The sequence below is a fragment of the Lactobacillus rizhaonensis genome (assembly GCF_036246345.1).
Classification (GTDB): domain Bacteria; phylum Bacillota; class Bacilli; order Lactobacillales; family Lactobacillaceae; genus Lactobacillus; species Lactobacillus rizhaonensis.
Genome location: NZ_BTTV01000004.1, coordinates 25723 through 47796, shown reverse-complemented (window position 1 = coordinate 47796; position 22074 = coordinate 25723). Strand labels below are relative to the sequence as shown.

The following is a 22074-nucleotide window of genomic DNA, read 5'->3' as shown; positions in this document are numbered from 1 at the left end:
AAAACTTGCAAGTGTTATTTAAAATTATTTTGGACAATTTTCTTAAATTCAGCTAGACGATTGGCAAAAGTGGTGAAGGCTTCTTCCAAATAATCAGGCTTAGTCATATCAACTCCTGCTTTTTTCATGATTTCAACCGGATAGTCACTGGAACCTGCTTTCAAAAAGCTGATGTAGGCTTTTCTTTGCTCAGCAGTACCATGCACGACATTATTGGCCAGAGCAGTGGCAGCAGCAAATCCTGTAGCATACTGGTAAACGTAGAAATTATAATAAAAATGAGGAATTCTGGCCCATTCTTTAGCAATTTCTCCTCCTGGCTCGACTGCATCACCATAATAGTGCTCATTTAATTTACCGTACATATCGTCTAAACGATCGGCTGTTAAAGGTTCACCCTCAGCATCCAGTTCATGAATGCGCTGTTCAAACTCTGCAAACTGCGTTTGTCTAAATAAAGTTCCTTTGAAAGAGTCTAAATAATAATTTAAAACAAAAGCGCGGGTTTTAGGGTCAGTGATATGTGCTAAAAAGTATTCTGTTAGAATATTCTCGTTAGTTGTGGAAGCTATTTCAGCAACAAAGATAGGATAATCGCCATAAACATATGGCTGGTTTTGTCTTGTATACATACTGTGAACGGAATGACCTGTTTCATGAACCAATGTGTACAATGAATCAACATTGTCTTCCCAGTTAAGTAGTTCATATGCATCCGTATCATAGCAGCCGCCAGAATATGCACCGGTAGCCTTGTTTTGTGATTCAACTACATCGATTACCTGATTATTAAAAATATAATCAACTTGCTTTAAATAATCTTCACCTAATGGCTGTAAAGCTTTTTTAGCCTCTTTTTTGGCTTCATCAAATGTGTAAGACAAAGCCGGTTTGCCAGTTAAAGGAACATACATATCCCACATTTGTAAATCGTTCAAGCCTAAAATTTGTTTGCGTAAAGCTACATAGTCATGAAGAAGGTTTAAATGCTGGTCTACTTCGCTAATTAAAGTATCGTAAACAACTGTTGGTACACCATTTTCATTCATTGCACATTCGCGTGCTGATTGATAATGATGAACACGGGCATTGTAATTATGTTCTTTTACAGCACCAGACAGGGTAGCAGCCAGAGAATTTTCAAACTGACCGTATGTGGCGTACATTGAATCAAATGCATCTTTTCTTACTTCACGCTTTTGAGATTGAATCAATAAAGAATACAAGCCGTCAGAAAGCTGCACCATTTCTCCGTTATCATTTTGAGTATAGCCATACTCCATGTCCGAGTTGGTCAAAACATTATAAGTGTTATCAGAAGCAGACAATGCATCTCCAGCATCTGCAATCAGTTTTTCTTCTTTGGCGGATAGAGTATAAGGCCGCATTCTGGTAATCTGATCAAGTAAATGATTATAGTTGACCAATCTTGGTTCTTCTTGCTTAAATGCTGCTAATTTTGCGGTAGAAACACTTAAAATTGCAGGGTTCATAAAAGCGGTGGCTGCTTCAAATTGACTGGCTAATCCTTGTACTTGAGCAACATAACCTAAATAGTGTGCGTTTCCAGTGTCAACATCACTAGCTAAAGTAGCATAAGAGTAAACTTTTTCCAGCCTTCTGCTAAGTGCTAAAATTTTAGTTATTCCATTATATAATGATGTACCTGATGTAACAAAATTTTCTTTCAAGGTGCTTAAAACTGGTATTTCTTTTTTAAGACGTGTATATTCGTCTTCCCAGTCAGTATCTGATTTAAATATTCTAGTTAGATCCCATTTTAGATTTGCGGGAACTTCACTTCGTTTAGGAATTGACATTTAAAATCTCCTTTTTTGATATATATAATTAAATTATACTAAAGAATAAAAAATAAGATATTATTAATTATAATTGATATTATTTTAATTCAAGTTTGAAAGTGTTAAAAATAATAGATGGAAAAATACGAAAGGGATTAAATAGAGGAATGAATCCAAATTCAAAACGCAGAGAAGATTACCATAAAGAACATTCTTCTCTAAATCTTCATCGTAATCTTGCTTTAGCGGAACCAGCTAAAGCATTCAAGGGCAGCGTTTTCGCACGGATTTGTGGTATTGTGGCTGTTTTGTTTGTTTGCCTGGGTCTGGCTTGGGCAGCTCACATGTATTTTGCTTTGCACAGCGCAATTGATGGTGATAGTGGCAATTATGCCACCTCTGCTCGTATTGCCAACAGACAACCAATCTCAGTTTTGATTCTTGGAGTTGATCAAGGACTTGAAGGCAGACATGATAAGGGCAACTCGGATACTTTGATTTTGGCTACCGCTAACCCGGCTAAGAATAAAGCAACAATGACTTCTATTCCTCGTGATACCCTTGCCAATATTTTAGGTGATCCGGGAAACAAGTACAATATGTTTCGGGTTAATTCAGCTTATGGAATTGGCGGCAGTTCTGCTTCCATGAAAACTGTTTCTGCTTTAATCGGTGTTCCTATTCACTATTATGTAGAAGTTAACATGAAGGCGTTAAAAAGCTTAGTTGATGCTGTTGGCGGGGTTGATGTCAAAGTACCGTTTAAGTTTTCGTATGACTGGTGTGATTTCCATAAAGGAAAGCAACACCTAAACGGACGTCATGCTGTAGCTTATGTTAGAATGCGCCATGATGATCCTCGAGGCGATTATGGCAGACAAATGCGCCAAAGACAAGTAATTACCGCAGTTGTCCACAAGGCTATCTCTGTCGATTCAATAACTAATTACCGCAAACTGGTTAAGATTTTTTCGAAGTATGTTAAAACCAATCTTACCTTTAATGATATGTTAGCATTAGCTTTGACATATCGTGGTTGCTCCCAAAATATTTCAAGCGGTTATATTCAAGGACATGATGCTTGGATTAACGGTTCTTCTATTCAGGTAGCATCTACCAAAGAACTACAGAAGGCTTCTGACAAGATCCGTACCAATCTTGACTTGGATAAAAAAATATTGGATAATGATGAAACGAAGCTCAATAGGCTAAATGAGCAGAACAATAACATTAAATGGCAGGATCCAAGCCCGTTTACTAACTATCAGATTTACCGTTCAGTAGTAACTGATGAATCAAATAGCAGTTCTAGTGGAACTATTTCAAGTGGGACTAATTCTGGTCAATAAGTGTTCTCAGCAAAGGAGGATAAAATATGCGTAAGCAATCTGTATTTCTAGTTGTTTATGGTGTGATATCAGCTTTTATTGCTTTTCTTGCCGTAATTTTCATCTGCTTACGCACATTGCACTGGTCTTTACCGGTTGCTGTTTTAGTGGCTAGCATATTTGCCTTATTTTTCTTTGCTCTTTCATGGTTTCGGGGTCATGCTTCCGTTGAAATAAAGCGGATCGCAAGTAAATATCACTTATCCGATGAGGATTTAGCCGAAATTACGGGAATGAAAGCAAGTGATTTTCCAATATATAATAACAAGTTGCAATTAATTTTGCCTAAGCGCTATTGGCCAAAAATATTGGATGCCTTGCAGAAATATGAACAAGAAAGAATGTAAAAGTGGGCAAATTGCCCACTTTTTTATTGCATGCGTTTACAAATTAAACTGATAGACAAATCAACTGCTTTACTTTTTCCAGTACTACTTATCTTACTATCTAGGGAGATGCATAATGAGTTTATTAACAGTTAAAAATTTAGGACAAGGCTTTGAGGATAAAACTTTGTATGAAAATGCGAGTTTTGTTCTTAATAAAGAAGACCATATGGGAGTCACTGGCCAAAATGGGGTTGGCAAATCCACTTTGATTAAAATTTTAACTGGTGAAATACTGCCTGATGAAGGTCAAATTAAATGGCAAAATAAGGTAGCAGTTGGTTATCTCGATCAGTATGCTAAATTGCAGCAAGGCGTGACAATTCGGCAGTTTTTGCGCACGGCTTTTACTCCCCTTTATCAAAAAGAACAAGAATTAAACTCACTTTATGAGCAATATGCAACTGAAGGAGCTGATTCTCTACTCGCAAAAGCGGGTAAGCTGCAAACTTACTTAGAGGAAAACAACTTTTATAATATTGATACAGAAATTGAACGTGTTGCTTCTGGTTTAGGCCTGGCTGAGTTAGGGTATGATCATGATGTGAGCCAATTGTCAGGCGGTCAAAGATCAAAAATCATTTTAGCTAAATTGCTGCTGCAAACTCCGGCTGTTTTACTGTTAGATGAGCCAACCAACTACTTAGATGTTGTTCATATTGACTGGCTGGTTGATTATTTGAATGATTTTGAGGGTGCTTTTATTGTTGTTAGTCATGATTATGACTTTTTAAACAGAATTGCCAACTGCATTATTGATATTGATCTGGGCACAATCACGCGTTATACCGGTACATTAAAGCAGGCAATGAGGCAAAAAGAAGCTAATCGGGAAACTTACATGAAGGCTTATACTAACCAGCAACGCAAAATTGCTAAAACGGAAGCATATATACGTAAAAATAAGGCTGGAACCCGGTCGAAAATTGCCAAATCACGGGCGCGCCAGTTGGCAAAGATGGAAGTGCTGAATCCACCCAAAAGCAATCAAAAACCGCATTTTGCATTTCCTTATGTAGCAACAGCAGCCAATTTACTTCTACAAACACAGGATTTGGTTATCGGCTATGACCAGGCGCTGGTAAAAGAAGCTTTTAATTTTTCAGTTGGAAATAATGAAAAAGTTGCTATTACTGGCTTTAATGGGATTGGTAAAACCACGTTATTAAAAACGTTGCTGGGGCAATTAGAACCCATTTTCGGCACCTATAAATTATCAGAAACTGCCAAGATTGCTTACTTTAAGCAGGAGTTGACCTGGCCTAATAATAATATGACCCCTCTGCAATATCTGCAGGAAAATTTTGAACAGATTAAGCCTAAAGAATTAAGAGGCGCTCTGGCAAAATTAGGTGTTACCGCTCAGCAGGCAATGAGTCCTTTGAAAAAATTATCGGGTGGTGAGCAAGAAAAAGTTAAACTGGCTAAAATGTTGTTTGAACCTGCTAATTTATTGTTTTTAGATGAACCTACCAATCATTTGGATCGCGATGCTAAAGATGCACTTAGGCAAGCTATCGTTAAGTTTCCTGGCGGAGTCATTATCGTTAGTCACGAACGAGACTTTTTCCAAGGTAACTGGGTTAATAAAACTATTGATATTGAAACGATGAATAAACTTTGAGGTGAAAAATGAGTGCTGAACAAAGTGAACTGTTTTACCAGGATTTACTTGATACCTGTTTAACTGCCGGTGAGCTAATGATAGAAGGGGGCAGTGAAATGTATCGGGTTGAAGATACAATGCTGCGGATTGCTAAAAGTGCCGGGGAACCCGATCCGCGAGTCTTTGTGGTACCAACAGGCGTTTTTATGAGTCTCGACCACGGCAATTATTGTCAGAGTATTTTAGTACATGAACGCAATATTAATCTTGAGTTGGTTGACCGGATTAACTCATTATCGCGAGCTTTTGCGGATAAAAAAATCACTTTGCAAGAAGTTAAACGGGAAGTAGATAAAATTGCCCACGGTGGTTTTCCCACATTTCCCTTATGGTTGCAAACTATTGGTGCTGCGGTTTTAAGTGCCACGCTGATGGTAATGTTTATGAATAATTATGATTGGGTTGATTTTCCGGCCGCAGCTTTCGTTGGAGCAATCGGATTTCTCTCTTTTTATTATTTTAAACGTTTTACCAACGTCAAGTTTTTGGCTGAACTGGTTGCTGCCCTGGTTATGACTATTGTAGCAGCTGGATTAGTTAATCTTTTTCCTAAGATGATTATTGATAACATTCTCACCGGTGCGTTGATGCCGTTAGTACCTGGTTTGGCTTTGACTAACGCTCTGCGGGATTTGTTTAAGGGCGATATTCTTTCAGGAATGGCGAAAATTTGTGAAGCCTTGCTCACAGCCTTTGCGTTAGGCGGTGGAGTTGGTATTGTGTTAAAGTTTTTAGGAGCTTAAAAAATGCCTTTTTGGTTAGAAATAGTAATTAACGTTGCCTTTGCTTATTTAGCTTCTGTTGGCTTTGCCCTAACAATTAATGTTCCGCGTCGAGTGCTTAATTTAGCTGGTGTGAGCGGTATTATTAGCTGGATCATATATTGGCTGGCAATGAGAGCATCAATGGGACGGCTGCTCTCAAACTTGCTTGGTTCATTTGCCATCGGTATATTAGGAATAATTTTTGCCAGGATAAAAAAATGTCCGGCTACAGTTTTTTATATTCCGGCAATTGTGCCTCTAGTACCCGGGGTTCCTGCTTATCAGGCAGTGCGAGAATTAACCTCGGGCAACCTGAGTGGAGCTAATGATGCGGTTTTAAGAGTAATAATAGTAACAGGGTCAATTGCTCTCGGGATGCTTTTATCAAGTATGTGTGTGGAAATCTTTTTCAGGATAAAAAAATTTTACAAACGTCATTCGAATAAGTATAATAATTAATGCGAGTCGACAAAAACGCGAGATGCGTATTTGTGTGAGGACACCCGCCTTAAGTGGCAGGCACGGGAAGTGCTGGTGGTTGACCAACCTGATGTGAACAGAAGTAGTCACTTGTTATTAATAACGAGCCTCGATTTGAAAAAGAGCAGATTCTTAATTGAATCTGCTCTTTTTTCTATTCTAGATATAATGCTTGTTTTCCTTGCTGATTATAACTTTTCTCCAAGTTTTGCCACGGAATTTTTTTATTTTTATGGCCAAAAGGATCATTAACATAAACAACATGAGCCTTTTTGTCAAAGCCAGTAATAACACAAGCATGAGAAGATGGTGTTACATGAACTTCACCTTGAGCTGTTTGCCATGTTTGCATATCGCTAACATGATTAAAGTTTGTGGTAGTTATGATTAGCACAGGATGACCATCAGAAACTAATTTCATTACTTGAATAAAATCATGATTAGTAAAATTTTTAATCCGATTAGTATATTTTAGTCCTATTTGTTCTAAAGGCTCATTATAAACGCACCAGCCAGCATTTGCCTGGCTCATATAACCGACAAAGCCTACATGGGGATTGCCTCGATATTTGCCATCATCCGTGTAAGAAGATACATGCTTAATATTTTCGGATAGGTTTAGCTTATTTACCTTAATACCATAATACTGTAACAGCATTGATAAGGAAGTTACTTCGCAACCATTTGGTAGTTCTGGGTACTGGTTTTCTAGTGGAACATCCAGTTTTTGAGAAGATTTCAGGGTAACCCAGTCATAGCGATCTTTAAAACTATTAGAATTAAGGGCACCAAAAACTGCACCTAAGAGAACGAGACCTAGGAATATAAATAAAATAGCTTTAATGGAAAATCTTTTCTTTTTCATAAAGCTATTTAAACATAGATTGTTTCTTAAAAGCAAAAAATCGTTCAAATTAATGAACGATTTTTGTAAAATTAACTAATTCTTTAGTGAAAGTAATAATTAGTGGTGAGTTGCGCCTGACAGAGCGTCAAGACTGTGGTCTTCACCTTTAACTGCCATACCTTCAACGTCCATACCTGGGCAGAAGACTTCATCTTCTGGAACGCCTCTTTCTTCAGCAAAAGCTTTAGTCAGAGTTTCCATGTCCATCAAATGAAATTTCTTGTCTGGGTCTTTTGGATCAACAATTTGAATTTGCGCCATCATACCGGCATCTTCGTGCTCGATAATGTGGCAGTGGTACATGAAGACACCAGTGTTTTGGAAGTAAACCTTTATGCGAACTGTTTCTTGAGGTGCTACTTCGATAGTGTCCTTGTAAACTCCTCTTTCGTTTGGATATGGTTCTTTACCGTTACGTGATACAACAAGGAAGTGAGCACCGTGAGTGTGGAATGGGTGCAACATACCGTTAACTTTATCGTTAGTGTTAGTTACATCCCAATATTCAGCATTCATCAATTCCTGCTTCATATCAATTCTTTCCATTGAGAACAACTTACCGTTGATCATGTTGTGGTTATCCATAGTAACATGAGGAACTGGTGAGTTAGGGTTAACAACTGGATCATATGGTTTAAATAAAGTATCAGGAATTACGCTGTCATCTTTTTCATAACTGTGAATTCTGAATTCAACCAGCTTGAAGTCGTCAGTGTAAAGATTGACAACATCCCCTTCTTTATAATTGCTGAAATCAACAACTACTTGTTGACGTTCACCTGGTCCAATTAAGACTTTAGTCAATTTAACTGGGTGCTCCAAGAATGAGTCGTCACCGGCGATTTGGGTCATTACCAAGTCATCGCTAAAGTGCAGGCGCCATTCACGACGGTTAGAACCACCTAAGAAGAGCAAACGTACTTTTTGAGTAGTGACATCAACGTATGGACGAACAACACCATTGATGATTGGAGTGTCGCCAAAGATGCCCATTGCGTTGTAGTCTGCCTTGTAGTCAAATTGGTTGTCTTCGTGGAAAATACGGTCTTGCAAAATAATTGGGAACTCATCCTTGCCGTATGTCTTAGGAATTGGCAACTTAGCTTCGTTGGCATCAGTAATAACAACGCCCATAGCTAGTCCCATCCAAACTTGCATGGCAGTTGATGGACATGGGTGAGCATGAAGCCAAGTTAAAGCTGCTGGTTGTTTAACTATGAAGTCAATTTGCTTTTCTTCACCTGGGTATACTGGTGAGTGACAAGCACCATCGTTACCAGGACCTGAAAGTTCCATACCGTGCCAGTGGTAAGTAGTCAATTCTGGTAAGCTGTTCTTCAAAGTTACGTGAACGTGTTGACCTCTGGTTAAAACCATAGTCTTACCAAGAACTGGGAAGTTGTAGCCCCATGTGTGAGTCTTTTTCCCTGGCAAAAATTGGAAGTCGCCTTCTTGAGAATCGATTGTATACCAAACATCGTTATTTTCTTGTTTATCAGGCTCTAATACTGGAGGAACAATCAAAGGCTGAGCTTCAACGCCTTCAGGAATATGAAGATCTTTGTATCCCATTTGGTGGTTTTTATCAAAATCTTCAGAATTATAGAAATAATCTGTGTAAACTTTATCTGACATATTCGTCTACCTTTCAGTTAAAAAATTTAGTGAAAAATTTTTAGTTACATGTTAAATTTACTCTATGTGAAAACGCTTGTAAAGTAGATAAGTCTATGTTTTTTTGATAAATTTTTATAAAAGCGCTTTTGCAAAATTTTAAGGGCTAAAGCGTTATTTAATATTTACAAAAATAGTGCGTAGCTTTCGTTTTCTTTAAACTAAATAATTTCAAAAATATTATAAAATAACCCTGAGCAGAAAAAATGTTTTTTAAAAATTATTTTTAAAAGAAATAAAATAAATTGTTTTTGAACAAAAATTTGAGTATCGTATAAAAGATGATAAAAATTGATAAATTAGATAAGGATTTTTAACTTGAAAATAAGCTTAACAGATTTCACTACTAAAATAGAAAAGCAAGATTATATTGAAGACTTAGAAACTACTAAATACGCTGATATTAGCAAGTCCAAAACCAAATTACGTGAGCAAGCAGCTAAATTAGTTAAGGAAACTAAAGCTGCCCTTAAGCATAATTCACTGAGTCATATTGCTCTTGAAATTAGCGGTCAAAGACCTATAACTTTTGCATTAGAGACCAATATGATCAACTTGCCATATAGTAATTATAAAAAGAATGCCAATTTTTTCGAAGAAGGTAATGAATATCCGGTCGCAGTATATTTTGAAACGCAGTCGGAATATTTGAATGCATCAGGATTTCGAATTGATCAAATCGCGACAGAAGCAGAAATTGAACAAAATGAAGCCGAAGTTATTGCCAAATTAACAGATGCTATGCAGGAAAAAATAAAACAAGTACGTGAATACCAAAAACCTGCTGCTTCTGCTAAAAAGAAGACCACTGTTAAAAAGCCTAAAACAAAAAAGTCACAAAAAGAAACAAAGACTAAGAAATAAAATATCTGAGACTTAGTAGGTGAAAATTAATTCAAATTTGAACGTAACTATTCAAAAGGTGTTTTTTACCATATAATGGAAGAAGATGCAGGAGGTCCATTATGATTAGCTGGAATCTACTTGGAGTATTGTTATGGGTAGTAGTTATTCTTTATTTCGTTTTTGTTGTGCAAAACATTCGTAAGCGCCGCATCACAATGATTATTAAGAAGCACCGGCAATTTAGCTGGCCTAATTTTTTAATAGATATCATAGAAGTAGCTGCTCTTTTAGTTGGGATTGTCTGGCTATTTGGTAAAACTATGCTGGATAACCCGGACCTTGACGATACGACCAAGATTACTTCTCATATTACTTATGAACCGATTGTTATGAACCCGGGAGAGGGCAATTCCAGTTACGTTACAATTGATTCGAAGAAGAAAAGAATTAGTACCCAGACTTTCACTTATTACAGACCGGGTAAAAAGATTAAGGTGTCCAGTGATTTTGCTACCGTGGCTTACGGTAAAAGTCCCCTGGATCTTAATGCGGCCAAAATTCCGTACGACAAAAAGCAACTGCAGACAATGGACCGCAAATATCAACGAGCTTATGTTGCCATTTACACCGCTAATTATAAAAAAGTCTGGCAAAATGGTATCGGCATGCATGCAGGGCATAATGCTACCCGCTATTACTTAATCAGGATTCCGGATTCATCGTTTATCAAGGAGAAATAAAAAGAAATTAAATAAAGCGTTTGCATAATTTTAAAAGTGTGATATGCTTTATCTGTATTGAAAATTTAAGTAGATTGTTACTATCAAATTAGGCGAGACTACTAGTATAACTGATGAATTTTTATTGTTCATCGGCTATTGCTAGTAGTCTCTTTTTTTCTGCAAAAAAGGAAGATGTTATGCGCCTTAAAAAAATTTTTAATAATAACAGCATTTTAGTTGATGTTGGGAAAGGACAGGAAGCTATTGTTTTCGGTAAGGGAGTGGGGTTTGAACAGGGCAAAAATAGACTAGTTGATACTAAAAAAATTCAGAAAATATTTTATTTAGACAATAAGAAGGATAAAGAGTCGTTTAATTACCTTTTCCATAATATTCCTGCAGATATTATTTCAGCAGTTTTTGCGGTTATTGAAAATGCGCGAATCAATTATCATTTTCAGGTTTATGATTCGATTTATCTCACCTTAAGTGAACATGTCAATGGCGCCTACAAATTACTGTTAGCAGGAAAATATCGGGAAAATGAAATTCCGGATTTAAGTGAAAAATATCCAAAAGAATATCAAATTGCAGACGAAGCTCTTGGAATTATTAACGATAAATTAGGCGTTGAATTCCCACCTTCAGAGGTCAAAAGTATAGCGCTTCATTTTATCAACAGCAAGATTCCTACGGGTATTGCCAAGCACGAGGGTAAATCGAAATATATTTTTAACACGTCTAAATTAATTAATGTCGTTCTTAATGTCCTGGATAACAATAACATTTATCAAAATGGCAAAAATCGGGACAGCTTTAGACGATTTCTAATTCATTTGCAATATCTGGCCAAAAGGCTCTGGCGTCCGCCAGAAAAAAATGAATCTATCGATAAAAAGATTGAATGTGACATGATCAAAGCATATCCGCGATCTTACAAAATAACTCAAGAAATTTTTCAGGCTCTTAATGTTGAATTTAATTTTCATCCGTCAGACGCAGAAAGAGTTTATTTTATCATTCACATTCATCAAATTTTAGGACCAAAAGAAAAGGAGAAAAAAGATGGCAACTAAAGAAGAAATTTCAATGGCAGGTTTTGAAATAGTCGCTTATGCTGGCGATGCGAAGACTGCGTTAATCACAGCACTTGATGAAGCTAAAAAAGGCAATTATGACAAGGCCAGAGAGCTGGTTAAAAGTGCAGACAGCTCTTTAAACGATGCTCATAATGCACAAACAAAACTAATGAGTAAAGAAGCTAGTGGTGAAGAAATGGAAACCACATTTATCATGTCACACGGGCAGGATACTTTAATGACTACGATGTTGTTAAGGGATGAAGCTAAATACTTTATAGATTTGTATGAAAAGTATAATTCCGCTTTGAAGGAATTGGATGAACTAAAAAATAAGTAAATGAAAAAGGAGTTTAAAAATGAATGCTGTAATTAAGCAAATTGAAAAAGCACAGCCATTCTTTCAAAAAGTCGCCGCTAATAAATATCTGCGCGCGGTCAGAGATGGCTTTATTGCTTTAATGCCGATAATTATCTTTTCCAGTATATTTTTACTGATAGCTAACGTGCCTTTGATTTGGCACTTTGCCTGGCCAACCAAAGTGGCTAATGCATTAAACATGTTTTACAACATGTCCATGGGAGTTTTAGCATTAATGGCTTCTTCATCGGTTGCTAAGGCCTTAACTGATTCGTTTAATTTGGATTTACCGAAAACGGATCAGATTCCAACTGTAGGTGTGCAGTTTACTGCACAGGTTTCTTTTGTCTTGGTAGCTGTTGATACTTTAACTGATAAAATGAACAACCTGTATTTTGCAGTTGCAATGATTGGTACCAAAGGACTAATTTGTGCCTTTCTGGTAGCATTTATAGTTCCCAATGTGTACTACCAATGTTTTAAACATAATATTACAATTAAATTGCCAGATGCTGTACCCCAAAATATTGCGGGAGCCTTTAAAAACATTATTCCTTTTGCAATTAGTACGTTTTTCTTCTGGATCTTTTCATTAGCTTTTAGAGCTGCGACCGGGACAAATTTAGCTGCTTGGATTATTCAAGTTTTATCTCCGTTGTTTACCGCAGCAGACGGTTATTTTGGTCTGGCAATAGTTTATGGTGCGATGGCTTTCTTCTGGTTTATCGGAATTCAGGGACCATCTATTGTTGAACCAGCAGTTACTGCTATCTATTTAAGCAATGTTGAATTAAACTTGTCTGCTTGGAAAGCTGGTAACATTGCAGGTGCCAACAGAATTTTGGCTCAAGGTACACAGTACTTTGTTGCTACTTTAGGTGGTACTGGCGCTACTTTAGTAATTACATTAATGTTTGCTTTCATGTCTAAATCAAAGGAATTAAAAGCAGTAGGTCGTGCTGCATCAATTCCAGTTTTATTTGGGGTTAATGAGCCAATTTTATTTGGTGCACCATTAATTTTGAACCCAGTCTTCTTTATTCCTTTCATTTTGACACCAATTGCCAATGTCTGGCTTTTTAAAATATTTGTTGATGTCTTCCACATGCCTGGCTTTATTTATAATCTTCCTTGGACTACACCAGGAACACTCGGCTTGATAATGGGTACCGGTTTTTCGATTGGGTCAATTATCTTGGCAATATTGCTTCTAGTAGTTGATGTTGTAATGTACTACCCATTCTTTAAAGCATATGACATGCAAAAATGTACTGAAGAAGCTGCAAAAGTAAATAATGACACAAGCGAATCTACTAATGCAACTGCTACTAATACCAGTACTGAACCAGCAGCTTCTGTTTCTGAAAATAATACTAATAAAACTGTAAGTGAAAGCAAAATTCCACTAGCTAAAACAAAAGATGGTAAAAGTCTGAATGTTCTCGTACTTTGTGCTGGTGGTGGTACCAGTGGTATTTTAGCCAAAGCCTTAAACAAGTTAGCTGCTGAAAACAATTTACCTTTAGCAGTGGCTGCTACTTCATTTGGTGCTCACCACGATTTGCTTTCAGGAATGGACATCGTTATTTTGGCACCGCAAATGAATGCGATGAAAGATGAACTGAAAAAGGAATGTGATAAGAATAACGCAAAGATGATTACGACTACTGGTAAGCAATATATAGATATGACACAACATGCTGACAAGTGTCTGGACCTGATAATTGCTAACATTTCTGAATAAAGGAGAATAAAATGACTTTACTAAATAGAGTACAAAAATTACCTCACGATTTCGTGTGGGGTGGTGCCACTGCCGCTTATCAAGTTGAAGGTAGCACTCAAGTTGATGGTAAAGGCAAAACGATGTGGGATGATTACCTTGAAAAGCAGGGCAGATTTTCACCAGATCCTGCTAGTGACTTTTACAACCGGTATCCAGAAGATATTGGGCTTGCCAAAAAATATGGTTTAAATGCTGTGCGCGTTTCAATTGCTTGGACCAGAATCTTTCCTAAGGGTTACGGTCAAGTAAACCAAAAAGGTGTGGAATATTATCATAAATTGTTCAAAGAATGTCTTGATAATGGCATTGAACCTTACGTTAGCCTACATCATTTCGATAGTCCTAAAACTTTATTTGATAATGGTGACTGGTTAAACCGTAAGAATATTGATTACTTTGTGGACTATGCCAAGTTTTGCTTTAATGAATTTAAAGAAGTAAAAAACTGGTTTACAATTAATGAACTAATTTCTTTAGCATATTCACAGTACATTGCCGGTACTTTTCCACCAAACCATCATTTTGACGTTACTAGTGCAATTCAGGCTGAACATAACGAGTTAGTGGCACACGCCAGAGTGGTTAATTTATATAAAGAGATGGGTTTACCAGGTAGAATTGGTCTAATTCATGTTATTCAACCAGTATATCCAATATCAACTAGCACTGAAGATAAGCATGCAGCTAAATTGCAAGATGCGTTTTTGAATAAGTTTTTGCTTGACGGGACGTTCTTAGGCTATTACTCAGACGATACCATGGCATCAATTAATGAAATATTGCAGTTAAATGATGCTCATTTGGATATTCAAGACGGTGACTTGGATATTCTCGCTAAAGCTGCATCACAAAATGATATTTTTGGTTTAAATTATTATCAAAATCAGTTTATTAAAGCGTATCATGGCGAAAGTGAAAACCACTTTAACGGTACTGGTGACAAGGGTACTTCTTCCTTTAAGTTTAAGGGAGTAGGAGAAACTGTCAAAAAGCCAGGGGTACCGACAACTGATTGGGACTGGAATATTTTCCCACAGGGTCTCTATGACACATTAAAACGTATCAGTCATGATTATCCTAACTGCAAGACAATTTATGTGACTGAAAATGGTTTAGGTTATAAGGATAAATTTGTCAGCCCAGATAAGATTATTGATGATACTCCAAGAATTGATTTCATTGATCAACATGTCGCTGCCCTTTTAAAAGCTCGCAGTGAAGGAGTGAATGTCCAAGGCTACTTTGTATGGTCTTTGCAAGATCAATTTTCCTGGGCAAATGGCTACAACAAACGTTATGGTCTATTTTATGTAGATTTCAAAACTCAGAAGCGTTATGTTAAAAGGAGTGCTTTATGGTTTAAAGAATTAGCAGATACAATGAATAAAGAATAAAATTTAAGCAACTAACTTAGTTTAAACCCCGAAATTGGATAAATTTCGGGGTTTTCTAATGGTCAGTAAATTTTTAAAAAATAAGGGGAACAAGTCTGATTGTGGCAGTTAGTCCCTTGTCTAAAATTGAAACTATGATAAAGTTACATTTTACATTAATTGGCAATCTCTATTGTTTCCTTTTTACGAACTTGAACTAATAGATTTCCTTCAATAAAGGCGAGGATAAAGCTGGCTGTCAAAAAGTCCACCACATTACCGGAAGAGAAAGCAGCAAGTAGGATGAAACCACTGGCAACGATTAAGGAACTGACTAAATAAGTCCGTGCTGCTTTATACCTGAGCCACCTGTAAGCACCATAAATTAACACTGCCAAATATGGTCCAACATACAAGAGCATTCCCAGCCAGCCTAAGGAATATATTTGGGCAGTAAAGTCCCGTTCTAAATTAAAAATATTATTTTCTCGGATGTAAGAAATACCAAAAAGCTTGTCTAGTTTGTTGTTATTGGTTTTGACTACTTGATTAAGCATAGCCTTTTCAATATGACGGTTTTCCATTCGCGACTGACCCGGTTCATTCATAATGTTGAGCCAAAATTCAGGGTCATATTGGTAAGGATAGCTTTTAAATACAAATTTGGGATTAAGCGCATATTCTTGATAATTTTTCTTAATGAAGTAACGCAAAAACTCTTTTCTTTTTTCGCCATTAGGATATTTTTGTAAACCAGCGGCTAATTCCCTTTTTTCGTCCGATAAATCATGGTCAGACTGTTTAGCCAGATAAATTTCATAATTATAACGCTGAATTGCAGGGCCGAAAGGCAATATCACTAGGGATCCTGCTTCTATTAAGACAGCAACTAAAAACGCCTTACCACCCTTTTTCACATCTTTAATCAGATATTTATGTATGCCAAACAGGATGAGGCCAATTATTATTCCACCAATCAGACCGATAGCAGCAACTTTGGTGCCGATCTCAATCATTGCCAGAGCCTGCACCACATTTAATAAAATGGTATGCCAGTTAAATGAAGTGAAAAGGTAGTAGAGCATAAGCGGCAACAACATAAAGAGGATGGCCGAAATCATGTTGGTAAAATTGAAGAAACCTTTGGACGCCATATGGGAATAACCAATATTGGGATTAAAGAACCATTCAAAAATGTTGGCACTGATAGTTCCTGTTTCGTATGATTTCAGGGAAATAACGAAAAGGTTGGAAAGTACAATAGTGCCAGAAAAAAGCCCTGAAATGCCTTCAATCACCATTTGCAATTGCTTGGGCCCAAAATCTAATTCATCAGTCAAATATAGCACGGTTAAGGGCAATATCATTCTAATTAAATAGAAGATTTCTCCACTAGGAGAATAACCATAATTGTTCGGACTCACGCTGGTAAAATGTTGCACATGCATTAAATGTAATGCTGAATAGATGACTAACAGAATAATATAAATTAGCAACAATTTTTCCTGTGATAGTTTTTGCCAAGAATTTTTCGAGCTAAAGTAAAGGCAAACCAGAGTCGCCACTGCAAAAATACGGATAATTGTGGGCAGTGTAAATGGTAAAATATTAGCCAGAGTGCCATGATAGAACCAATATAAATCTAGAAACGGTTGTATTAGAATGAACCAAAATAAAATGGTTCTTGCTTTTTCTTTCACTTTTTTCTCCATATCATAAATATTTTCATGGTTTAATTTTAGGCAAAAATTAGGCAAAAAAAAAGAGCAGTGAACATTAATCACTGTTTCTTAATTAAAAAATAGTTATTATTCTTTACTTGTGTCAGTAGTTGTTTTTTCTTTGGCAGATTTTTTAATCTTTTCTACTTTAACGTCACTTTTTGCTAAAGCCTGAATTTCCTTCATTTTCTTTTTAGAAACGCTTTTTAAGTTCTTAAAGTTGACAACTATTTTTTGATTGAGGTCACTAACTGCAGTTTTATCAGCTTTATCATAATCGATTATTTTTAACAGAACAGAGTTTTCATAAATTTTTTCTACTTTGCCCACAAATGGTTTAGTCAATTCTTCTTCAGACTTGGCACTGAGAATGTCATCTGCTTTGACGTCAGCTTTTTTCATAATAAGTTTTACTTCCTCTCTTAGCCATGTTTCATTATAATAGAAAGATATTATTATAAAAGCGAATAGTTTTCAAGTAAAGGAAGCTCGGATTTTGCAAAAATTAATTTTAATTGCCGGCCCCAGTGGTGCTGGTAAAACTACTATTTCAGAATACTTGGCAAATACATTCGCCATTCCCAGGGTATTGACCCACACAACCCGGCCAATGAGGCCGGGAGAAAGCTCAAAGGAATCATATCATTTTGAAAGTGCTGCCAGTTTTAAAAAATTGCATTTTTTTGAACATGTCAAATACGGTTCCTACCAGTATGGTTCAAGTAAAGAAGCTCTAGATCAGGCTTGGCTGGATCATGATCTAGTATCTTTGATTGTCGACATTAAGGGAGCGCAATCTTACCTAGCAGAGTTAAAAAAACAGGTCTATTTTTTATACGTTACTGCCAGTTCTAAAAAGATGCTGGCTGAACGTTTAATAAAGCGCGGAGATAATCCAAATAAGATTAAAGAACGGTTAACTGGCAATGAACTAAATGTCCTGCCGCTTTCTCTGCAAAAATACGCGCATATCTTAGTTAATGATGATTGGAATCAGACTAAACGTGAACTGAACGATATTGTTAAAGAACTGAGTAAGTAACTTGTCTGGGCAATTACTTTTGTAAAAATGGTTTCAAATTAAAATTCTTAACATTTTGTAGCTCGTTTGACACGAATGTGTAACATTAAATGAGTAAGATAGAAAATGTCGGAAGAAATAGATAAGTAGTTTTAACTCTGCTTGCTAAAATTAATAAATATATTTAGAAAAGAGTTTAATTTTGAAACACGGACACTCGAAAGGATTAATTAAGTTAATAATTGTTATTGCCCTCTTTTTCACTGGTGCAGCTAGCGTAACGGTAGTTAGTGCTGCTACTGCCGATGATGTTAGTGCTAGTAGTGTAACCAAGAAGCGTACAGCTGTAGCTAATTTAGCTAAAAAGCAAGTTGGCAAAGGCTATGTATATGGCGCTGCGGGTCCTTATTCTTTTGACTGTTCCGGTTTAGTACAATATGTCTACAAGACAGCTGGAAATAAAATTTTACCAAGAACTACATATTCACAAGTTTTACAAGGTAAAAAGGTTTCACTAAAAAAATTAAAGAAAGGTGATTTACTTTTCTGGGGATCTTCAGCTGCCCCAAACCATGTCGGTATCTATGTGGGTGATAACCAGTTTGTACATGCTGCTACGCCAAGCCAGGGTGTTTTAAAGCAGTCAATTAGTGCTTATTTTTATCCTTCCGCTGCTAAACGTATTTTAGATTAAGAACTCTTTTCTAATTTTCCCCAAATTTGCTAAACAATAAAATTAATTTAAGCGTCCTTTTACTGCTAAATTTGTGAAAGGGCTTTTTTACGTACCGGTATTATTTCTGTAACCTTTTTGTAATAGTAAGCGTGTAAAATTGATTTTGTAATATAGAAGTAGAGCTTATTAATATAAATAGTTTGATGCGAATACGGGGGGATTTTGATTTTGAAGATTAAAAGTAACTTAGTTAAATTTACTACTGCTGCGGCGCTAACAATTACTGGTATAGGTGTTGCCAGTTTAGCCAATAATAATTTGACAACTGCTAATGTTAAAGCTGCCACTAGTAAAGTAAAAATCAATTATGTTCCCGGTTATGGCATCAATATTTGGGATAACTATGAAAATCCTACTTTTACCGGCCAACGGATAAAACACGGTAAAACGGTTAATGTTTTAAGCAGTGCCGTTGATAAGAAAGGTAGAACCTGGTATCAAATTGGTGAAGGTCAATGGATTCAAGCGCGTTACACCGTCAAACCTGGTGTTAAAATAAAGTCTGTAAAACCCAAAAAATCTGTTAAGCAAGCCGAAAAAGTTGTGGATTTGGCTAATGCAGAAGTGGGCAAAGCATATGCCTGGGGTGGCAATGGACCTCAAGGATTTGACTGCTCAGGTTTGGCTCAGTATGTATTTAGTGAAGCTACTGGCGTGAACCTGAGTCGTAGTACTTATTCACAAGTTAAACAAGGTAAACAGGTTTCGATACAAGACTTAAAGCCTGGCGATCTTCTGTTTTGGGGATCAGCAAGTGCTCCATATCATGTTGGTATTTATGTTGGCAATAATCAATATGTTCATGCTGCTTCTCCTTCACAAGGTGTTGTTAAGGATAGTTTAAGCTCATACTTCTATCCCTCAGTTGCAAAACGTGTTCTTGAATAGGAATATACTAAAAATTAAAGCACTTAGAAAATCTTCTAAGTGTTTTTTTAGTACCATTTGATTGGTGTAACTTGATTAAAAATCTGAAGCGTTTAAAATGAAGTTAAATACTAGTTTTTGGTCACATTATGCTACCAAAGGAGAAATGATTTGATGAAGCGTAATTTTTGGAAAATAAGTCTTGCTGCAGCATTGACATTAACCGGAATTGGTGCTGCTTCACCACAAAAAACTGTAGATGCTGCTACGTTTAAGACACCTATAAAAAGAATACAAATCAATTGTCTGCCAAATAAGAGTGTGAAAATATGGACAAATTATAATGGCGGACAACTGATCAGTTTTCGTGCAAAAAATAAAAGTAAATGGAATGTTGCCAAAACGGCTGTTGATCGCAAAGGTAAATTATGGTACATGATTGGCGACAGTGAATGGATTGAAGCACGTTACACGCAAGATTTAACGCAGGATTCTAATACCCAAACTGTGCACGAACAAGTTAAGAGAGCTGTAACCAAAAAGAAGAACAAAAAGGCTAAAAACAAAATTAAAAAAATAGCAGTTGAACCGGATAAGCAGAAGACAGCTAAGCCAAAGGCGCAGGAGCAAAAGACAGTTGTACCTAAACTTAATAATGCGATCCAAACAAAGAGTGCGGCTAATGTAACCCCAATAACACGTTTAAGTAATAAAGTTTCTGCTGATAATGTTTCTAAACGTGCACAAGACGTGGTGAACTTAGCAGAAAGTCAAATTGGCAAAGGTTATGCCTGGGGCGGGAATGGTCCAGATAATTATGACTGCTCGGGACTGGTTCAGTATGTTTATAATCAAGTCGGTGGCGTGCAATTGCCTCGCGTAACGACTGACCAAGTAAAGGTTGGAGTAACTGTAACGATGGACCAGCTGCAGCCAGGCGATCTCTTATTTTGGGGATCAGAAAATGCACCTTATCATGTGGGGATTTATGTTGGTAATAATCAGTATGTTTGTGCTGCAACGCCTGAACAGGGGGTAGTATTGCAGACAATCAGTTCATATTTTTATCCTTGTGTAGCAAAGCGCGTTATTCAATAATAAAATGGTAGTTTTGAGGTTAAGATACTTTGAGTAAATGAAAAAGATTCTCACAATAATAAATGTGTGAGGATCTTTTTTTCTAGTTAATATAATTAGCAAAGCGCGCTTGTTCTTGGGGGGAAAGACGTGCAACAACATGAATACCATCATTTTGATAGTTTTCTTTTAATACTTGAGCATTTTCATGCAAGTAAGACAAAATTTTTCCGGCAGATAGGGGTAAAAGCAAATTGATTTTTTTATAACTGCTAAAAATATGCTTAGTTATCAAATCAGCAAGGGTTGCGATAGATTTAGCATCGATTGCAGAATATAGAATACCATTACCTTCAATTTGCGGATAATTACGCTCTGACTTGTCAGCCTTGTTATAGGCAGTAATCATCGGCCTGTTTTTGACGCCAATTTCATCAAGAACATTTTGTGTGGTGCGGATCATCTGAATCATATTGGGATCAGAAGCATCAACGACGTTAATTAATAAATCGGCATCTTTTACTTCTTGCAGTGTAGCTTTAAAAGATTCAATCAGGTTATGGGGCAATTTAGAAATAAAACCAACTGTATCTGAAAGGATAAAGCTAAAATTATTATCTAAGTCGATACGACGAACATTTGTATCCAACGTAGCAAACAACATGTTTTTGACAAAAACTTGTTTGGCACTGTGTTTGGAGAATTCTGTTAACAATCCATTCATAGTAGTTGATTTGCCGGCATTAGTGTAGCCGACTAGTGCTACTTTAGGAATATGATTTTGATTGCGTCTTTTGGCTTTAATTTCTTCTTGTTTACTAATAGTTTGTAGTTCCCTTTTTATAACAGAAATTTGTTTACCAATTGTGCGCCGATTCAATTCCAGTTTCGTTTCACCAGCCCCACGGTTGGCAAAACCACCACCGGTGGAACCGCCATTACCGCGTTGTTGATCCAAGGAATTTTCTGAAGGATGCAGGCGCGGTAATTCATATTGTAATTGTGCCAGCTGCACTTGTAATTTTGCTTGCTTAGTCCGTGCACGGCTTGAAAATATTTCTAAGATTAATTCAGTACGATCAACTACCCGCAGCTTGGTCAGTTTTTCTAAATTACGAATTTGTACAGGTGTTAGCTCATCATTAAGTACTAATACTTTTGCTTTTAGGCCTCGTGCCATATCTTTAATTTCATTTATTTTTCCCAGGCCAAAATAAGTACCAGCTATTATGTGTTCCTCATTTTGTCGCGCCTGTCCCACAACCTGCATGTTTGCGGCTTCTGCAAGATTGACAAGTTCATTCATGTAATAATCAAAATTAGGGTCATTTAAATTAACTCCTGCAATAAATGCTTTTGTTTTATGGGGAGTATTTTCAATCATTTAATTCTCTTTCTATATATGAAGTTATTAATAG

The 22074-nt window shown here is 36.6% G+C and carries 21 protein-coding genes; 15 read left to right on the top strand and 6 right to left on the bottom strand.

Annotated elements, in window-relative coordinates; genetic code table 11:
* Nucleotides 1-14: 14 nt before the first annotated feature.
* Entirely contained in the window at nucleotides 15-1820 is a 1806-nt protein-coding gene (gene pepF / locus AAA915_RS06130) for an oligoendopeptidase F (protein ID WP_338200341.1), read from the bottom strand.
* A gap of 149 nt (nucleotides 1821-1969) precedes the next feature.
* On the opposite strand from pepF, the gene AAA915_RS06125 reads away from it, so the two are divergent.
* The 5 genes from AAA915_RS06125 (at nucleotide 1970) to AAA915_RS06105 (ending at nucleotide 6465) form a co-directional block, all read left to right on the top strand.
* The gene (locus tag AAA915_RS06125; protein WP_338200339.1) at nucleotides 1970-3151 is read left to right on the top strand and encodes an LCP family protein; all 1182 of its coding nucleotides are present in this window, start codon (nucleotides 1970-1972) and stop codon (nucleotides 3149-3151) included.
* 26 nt (nucleotides 3152-3177) lie between these two features.
* Nucleotides 3178-3537: a hypothetical protein gene (locus tag AAA915_RS06120; protein WP_338200337.1), complete on the top strand. Its 360-nt coding sequence runs from the start codon at nucleotides 3178-3180 to the stop codon at nucleotides 3535-3537.
* A gap of 115 nt (nucleotides 3538-3652) precedes the next feature.
* A complete protein-coding gene (locus AAA915_RS06115; RefSeq protein ID WP_338200335.1) occupies nucleotides 3653-5200 on the top strand; it encodes an ABC-F family ATP-binding cassette domain-containing protein in 1548 nt (515 codons plus the stop codon).
* A gap of 8 nt (nucleotides 5201-5208) precedes the next feature.
* Nucleotides 5209-5985 carry a threonine/serine exporter family protein gene (locus AAA915_RS06110; protein WP_294601787.1) on the top strand — a complete coding sequence of 259 codons (777 nt, stop codon included), beginning with the start codon at nucleotides 5209-5211 and terminating at the stop codon, nucleotides 5983-5985.
* Nucleotides 5986-5988: 3 nt separating this feature from the next.
* A complete protein-coding gene (locus AAA915_RS06105) occupies nucleotides 5989-6465 on the top strand; it encodes a threonine/serine exporter family protein (protein WP_338200333.1) in 477 nt (158 codons plus the stop codon).
* A gap of 175 nt (nucleotides 6466-6640) precedes the next feature.
* On the opposite strand, the gene AAA915_RS06100 is transcribed toward AAA915_RS06105, so the two are convergent.
* Both AAA915_RS06100 and AAA915_RS06095 read right to left on the bottom strand, forming a co-directional pair.
* Complete coding sequence (locus AAA915_RS06100; RefSeq protein WP_294601783.1) at nucleotides 6641-7351, bottom strand: C39 family peptidase; 711 nt, start codon at nucleotides 7349-7351, stop codon at nucleotides 6641-6643.
* Nucleotides 7352-7450: 99 nt separating this feature from the next.
* The gene (locus AAA915_RS06095; protein WP_338200330.1) at nucleotides 7451-9028 is read right to left on the bottom strand and encodes a multicopper oxidase family protein; all 1578 of its coding nucleotides are present in this window, start codon (nucleotides 9026-9028) and stop codon (nucleotides 7451-7453) included.
* A 357-nt stretch (nucleotides 9029-9385) separates the two neighbouring features.
* Between AAA915_RS06095 and AAA915_RS06090 the strand changes: the two genes are divergently transcribed.
* The 6 genes from AAA915_RS06090 (at nucleotide 9386) to lacG (ending at nucleotide 15255) form a co-directional block, all read left to right on the top strand.
* Nucleotides 9386-9931, top strand: coding sequence for a hypothetical protein (locus tag AAA915_RS06090; RefSeq protein WP_338200328.1), 546 nt, complete (start codon nucleotides 9386-9388; stop codon nucleotides 9929-9931).
* Nucleotides 9932-10032: 101 nt separating this feature from the next.
* Nucleotides 10033-10653 (top strand): LVIS_2131 family protein, encoded by a 621-nt coding sequence (locus tag AAA915_RS06085; RefSeq protein ID WP_338200326.1) that lies wholly within the window; start codon nucleotides 10033-10035, stop codon nucleotides 10651-10653.
* Between the two features lie 179 nt (nucleotides 10654-10832).
* Nucleotides 10833-11711, top strand: coding sequence for a PRD domain-containing protein (locus AAA915_RS06080; RefSeq protein ID WP_338200324.1), 879 nt, complete (start codon nucleotides 10833-10835; stop codon nucleotides 11709-11711).
* Nucleotides 11701-12054: a PTS lactose/cellobiose transporter subunit IIA gene (locus tag AAA915_RS06075; RefSeq protein WP_122026486.1), complete on the top strand. Its 354-nt coding sequence runs from the start codon at nucleotides 11701-11703 to the stop codon at nucleotides 12052-12054. The genes AAA915_RS06080 and AAA915_RS06075 overlap by 11 nt, the downstream gene beginning before the upstream one ends.
* 19 nt (nucleotides 12055-12073) lie before the next feature.
* On the top strand, nucleotides 12074-13819 hold the full coding sequence (locus AAA915_RS06070; RefSeq protein WP_338200320.1) for a PTS lactose transporter subunit IIBC: 1746 nt from the start codon (nucleotides 12074-12076) through the stop codon (nucleotides 13817-13819).
* An 11-nt stretch (nucleotides 13820-13830) separates the two neighbouring features.
* Complete coding sequence (gene lacG, locus AAA915_RS06065; RefSeq protein WP_338200318.1) at nucleotides 13831-15255, top strand: 6-phospho-beta-galactosidase; 1425 nt, start codon at nucleotides 13831-13833, stop codon at nucleotides 15253-15255.
* Nucleotides 15256-15410: 155 nt separating this feature from the next.
* Here the strand turns inward: lacG and AAA915_RS06060 are convergent, their stop codons facing one another.
* Nucleotides 15411-16934 (bottom strand): O-antigen ligase family protein, encoded by a 1524-nt coding sequence (locus AAA915_RS06060; RefSeq protein WP_338200316.1) that lies wholly within the window; start codon nucleotides 16932-16934, stop codon nucleotides 15411-15413.
* 108 nt (nucleotides 16935-17042) lie between these two features.
* Nucleotides 17043-17357: a DUF2187 domain-containing protein gene (locus tag AAA915_RS06055; protein WP_338200314.1), complete on the bottom strand. Its 315-nt coding sequence runs from the start codon at nucleotides 17355-17357 to the stop codon at nucleotides 17043-17045.
* Between the two features lie 94 nt (nucleotides 17358-17451).
* On the opposite strand from AAA915_RS06055, the gene AAA915_RS06050 reads away from it, so the two are divergent.
* The 4 genes from AAA915_RS06050 (at nucleotide 17452) to AAA915_RS06035 (ending at nucleotide 20677) form a co-directional block, all read left to right on the top strand.
* Nucleotides 17452-17997, top strand: a complete 546-nt coding sequence (locus AAA915_RS06050; RefSeq protein ID WP_338200312.1) for a guanylate kinase — start codon at nucleotides 17452-17454, stop codon at nucleotides 17995-17997.
* Nucleotides 17998-18178: 181 nt separating this feature from the next.
* Nucleotides 18179-18670: a C40 family peptidase gene (locus AAA915_RS06045; RefSeq protein ID WP_110446557.1), complete on the top strand. Its 492-nt coding sequence runs from the start codon at nucleotides 18179-18181 to the stop codon at nucleotides 18668-18670.
* A 210-nt stretch (nucleotides 18671-18880) separates the two neighbouring features.
* Entirely contained in the window at nucleotides 18881-19600 is a 720-nt protein-coding gene (locus AAA915_RS06040) for a C40 family peptidase (RefSeq protein ID WP_174795602.1), read from the top strand.
* 150 nt (nucleotides 19601-19750) lie between these two features.
* Nucleotides 19751-20677, top strand: coding sequence for a C40 family peptidase (locus tag AAA915_RS06035; RefSeq protein WP_420915111.1), 927 nt, complete (start codon nucleotides 19751-19753; stop codon nucleotides 20675-20677).
* Nucleotides 20678-20759: 82 nt separating this feature from the next.
* On the opposite strand, the gene hflX is transcribed toward AAA915_RS06035, so the two are convergent.
* Nucleotides 20760-22040, bottom strand: a complete 1281-nt coding sequence (hflX, locus tag AAA915_RS06030; RefSeq protein ID WP_338200306.1) for a GTPase HflX — start codon at nucleotides 22038-22040, stop codon at nucleotides 20760-20762.
* Nucleotides 22041-22074 lie beyond the last annotated feature (34 nt).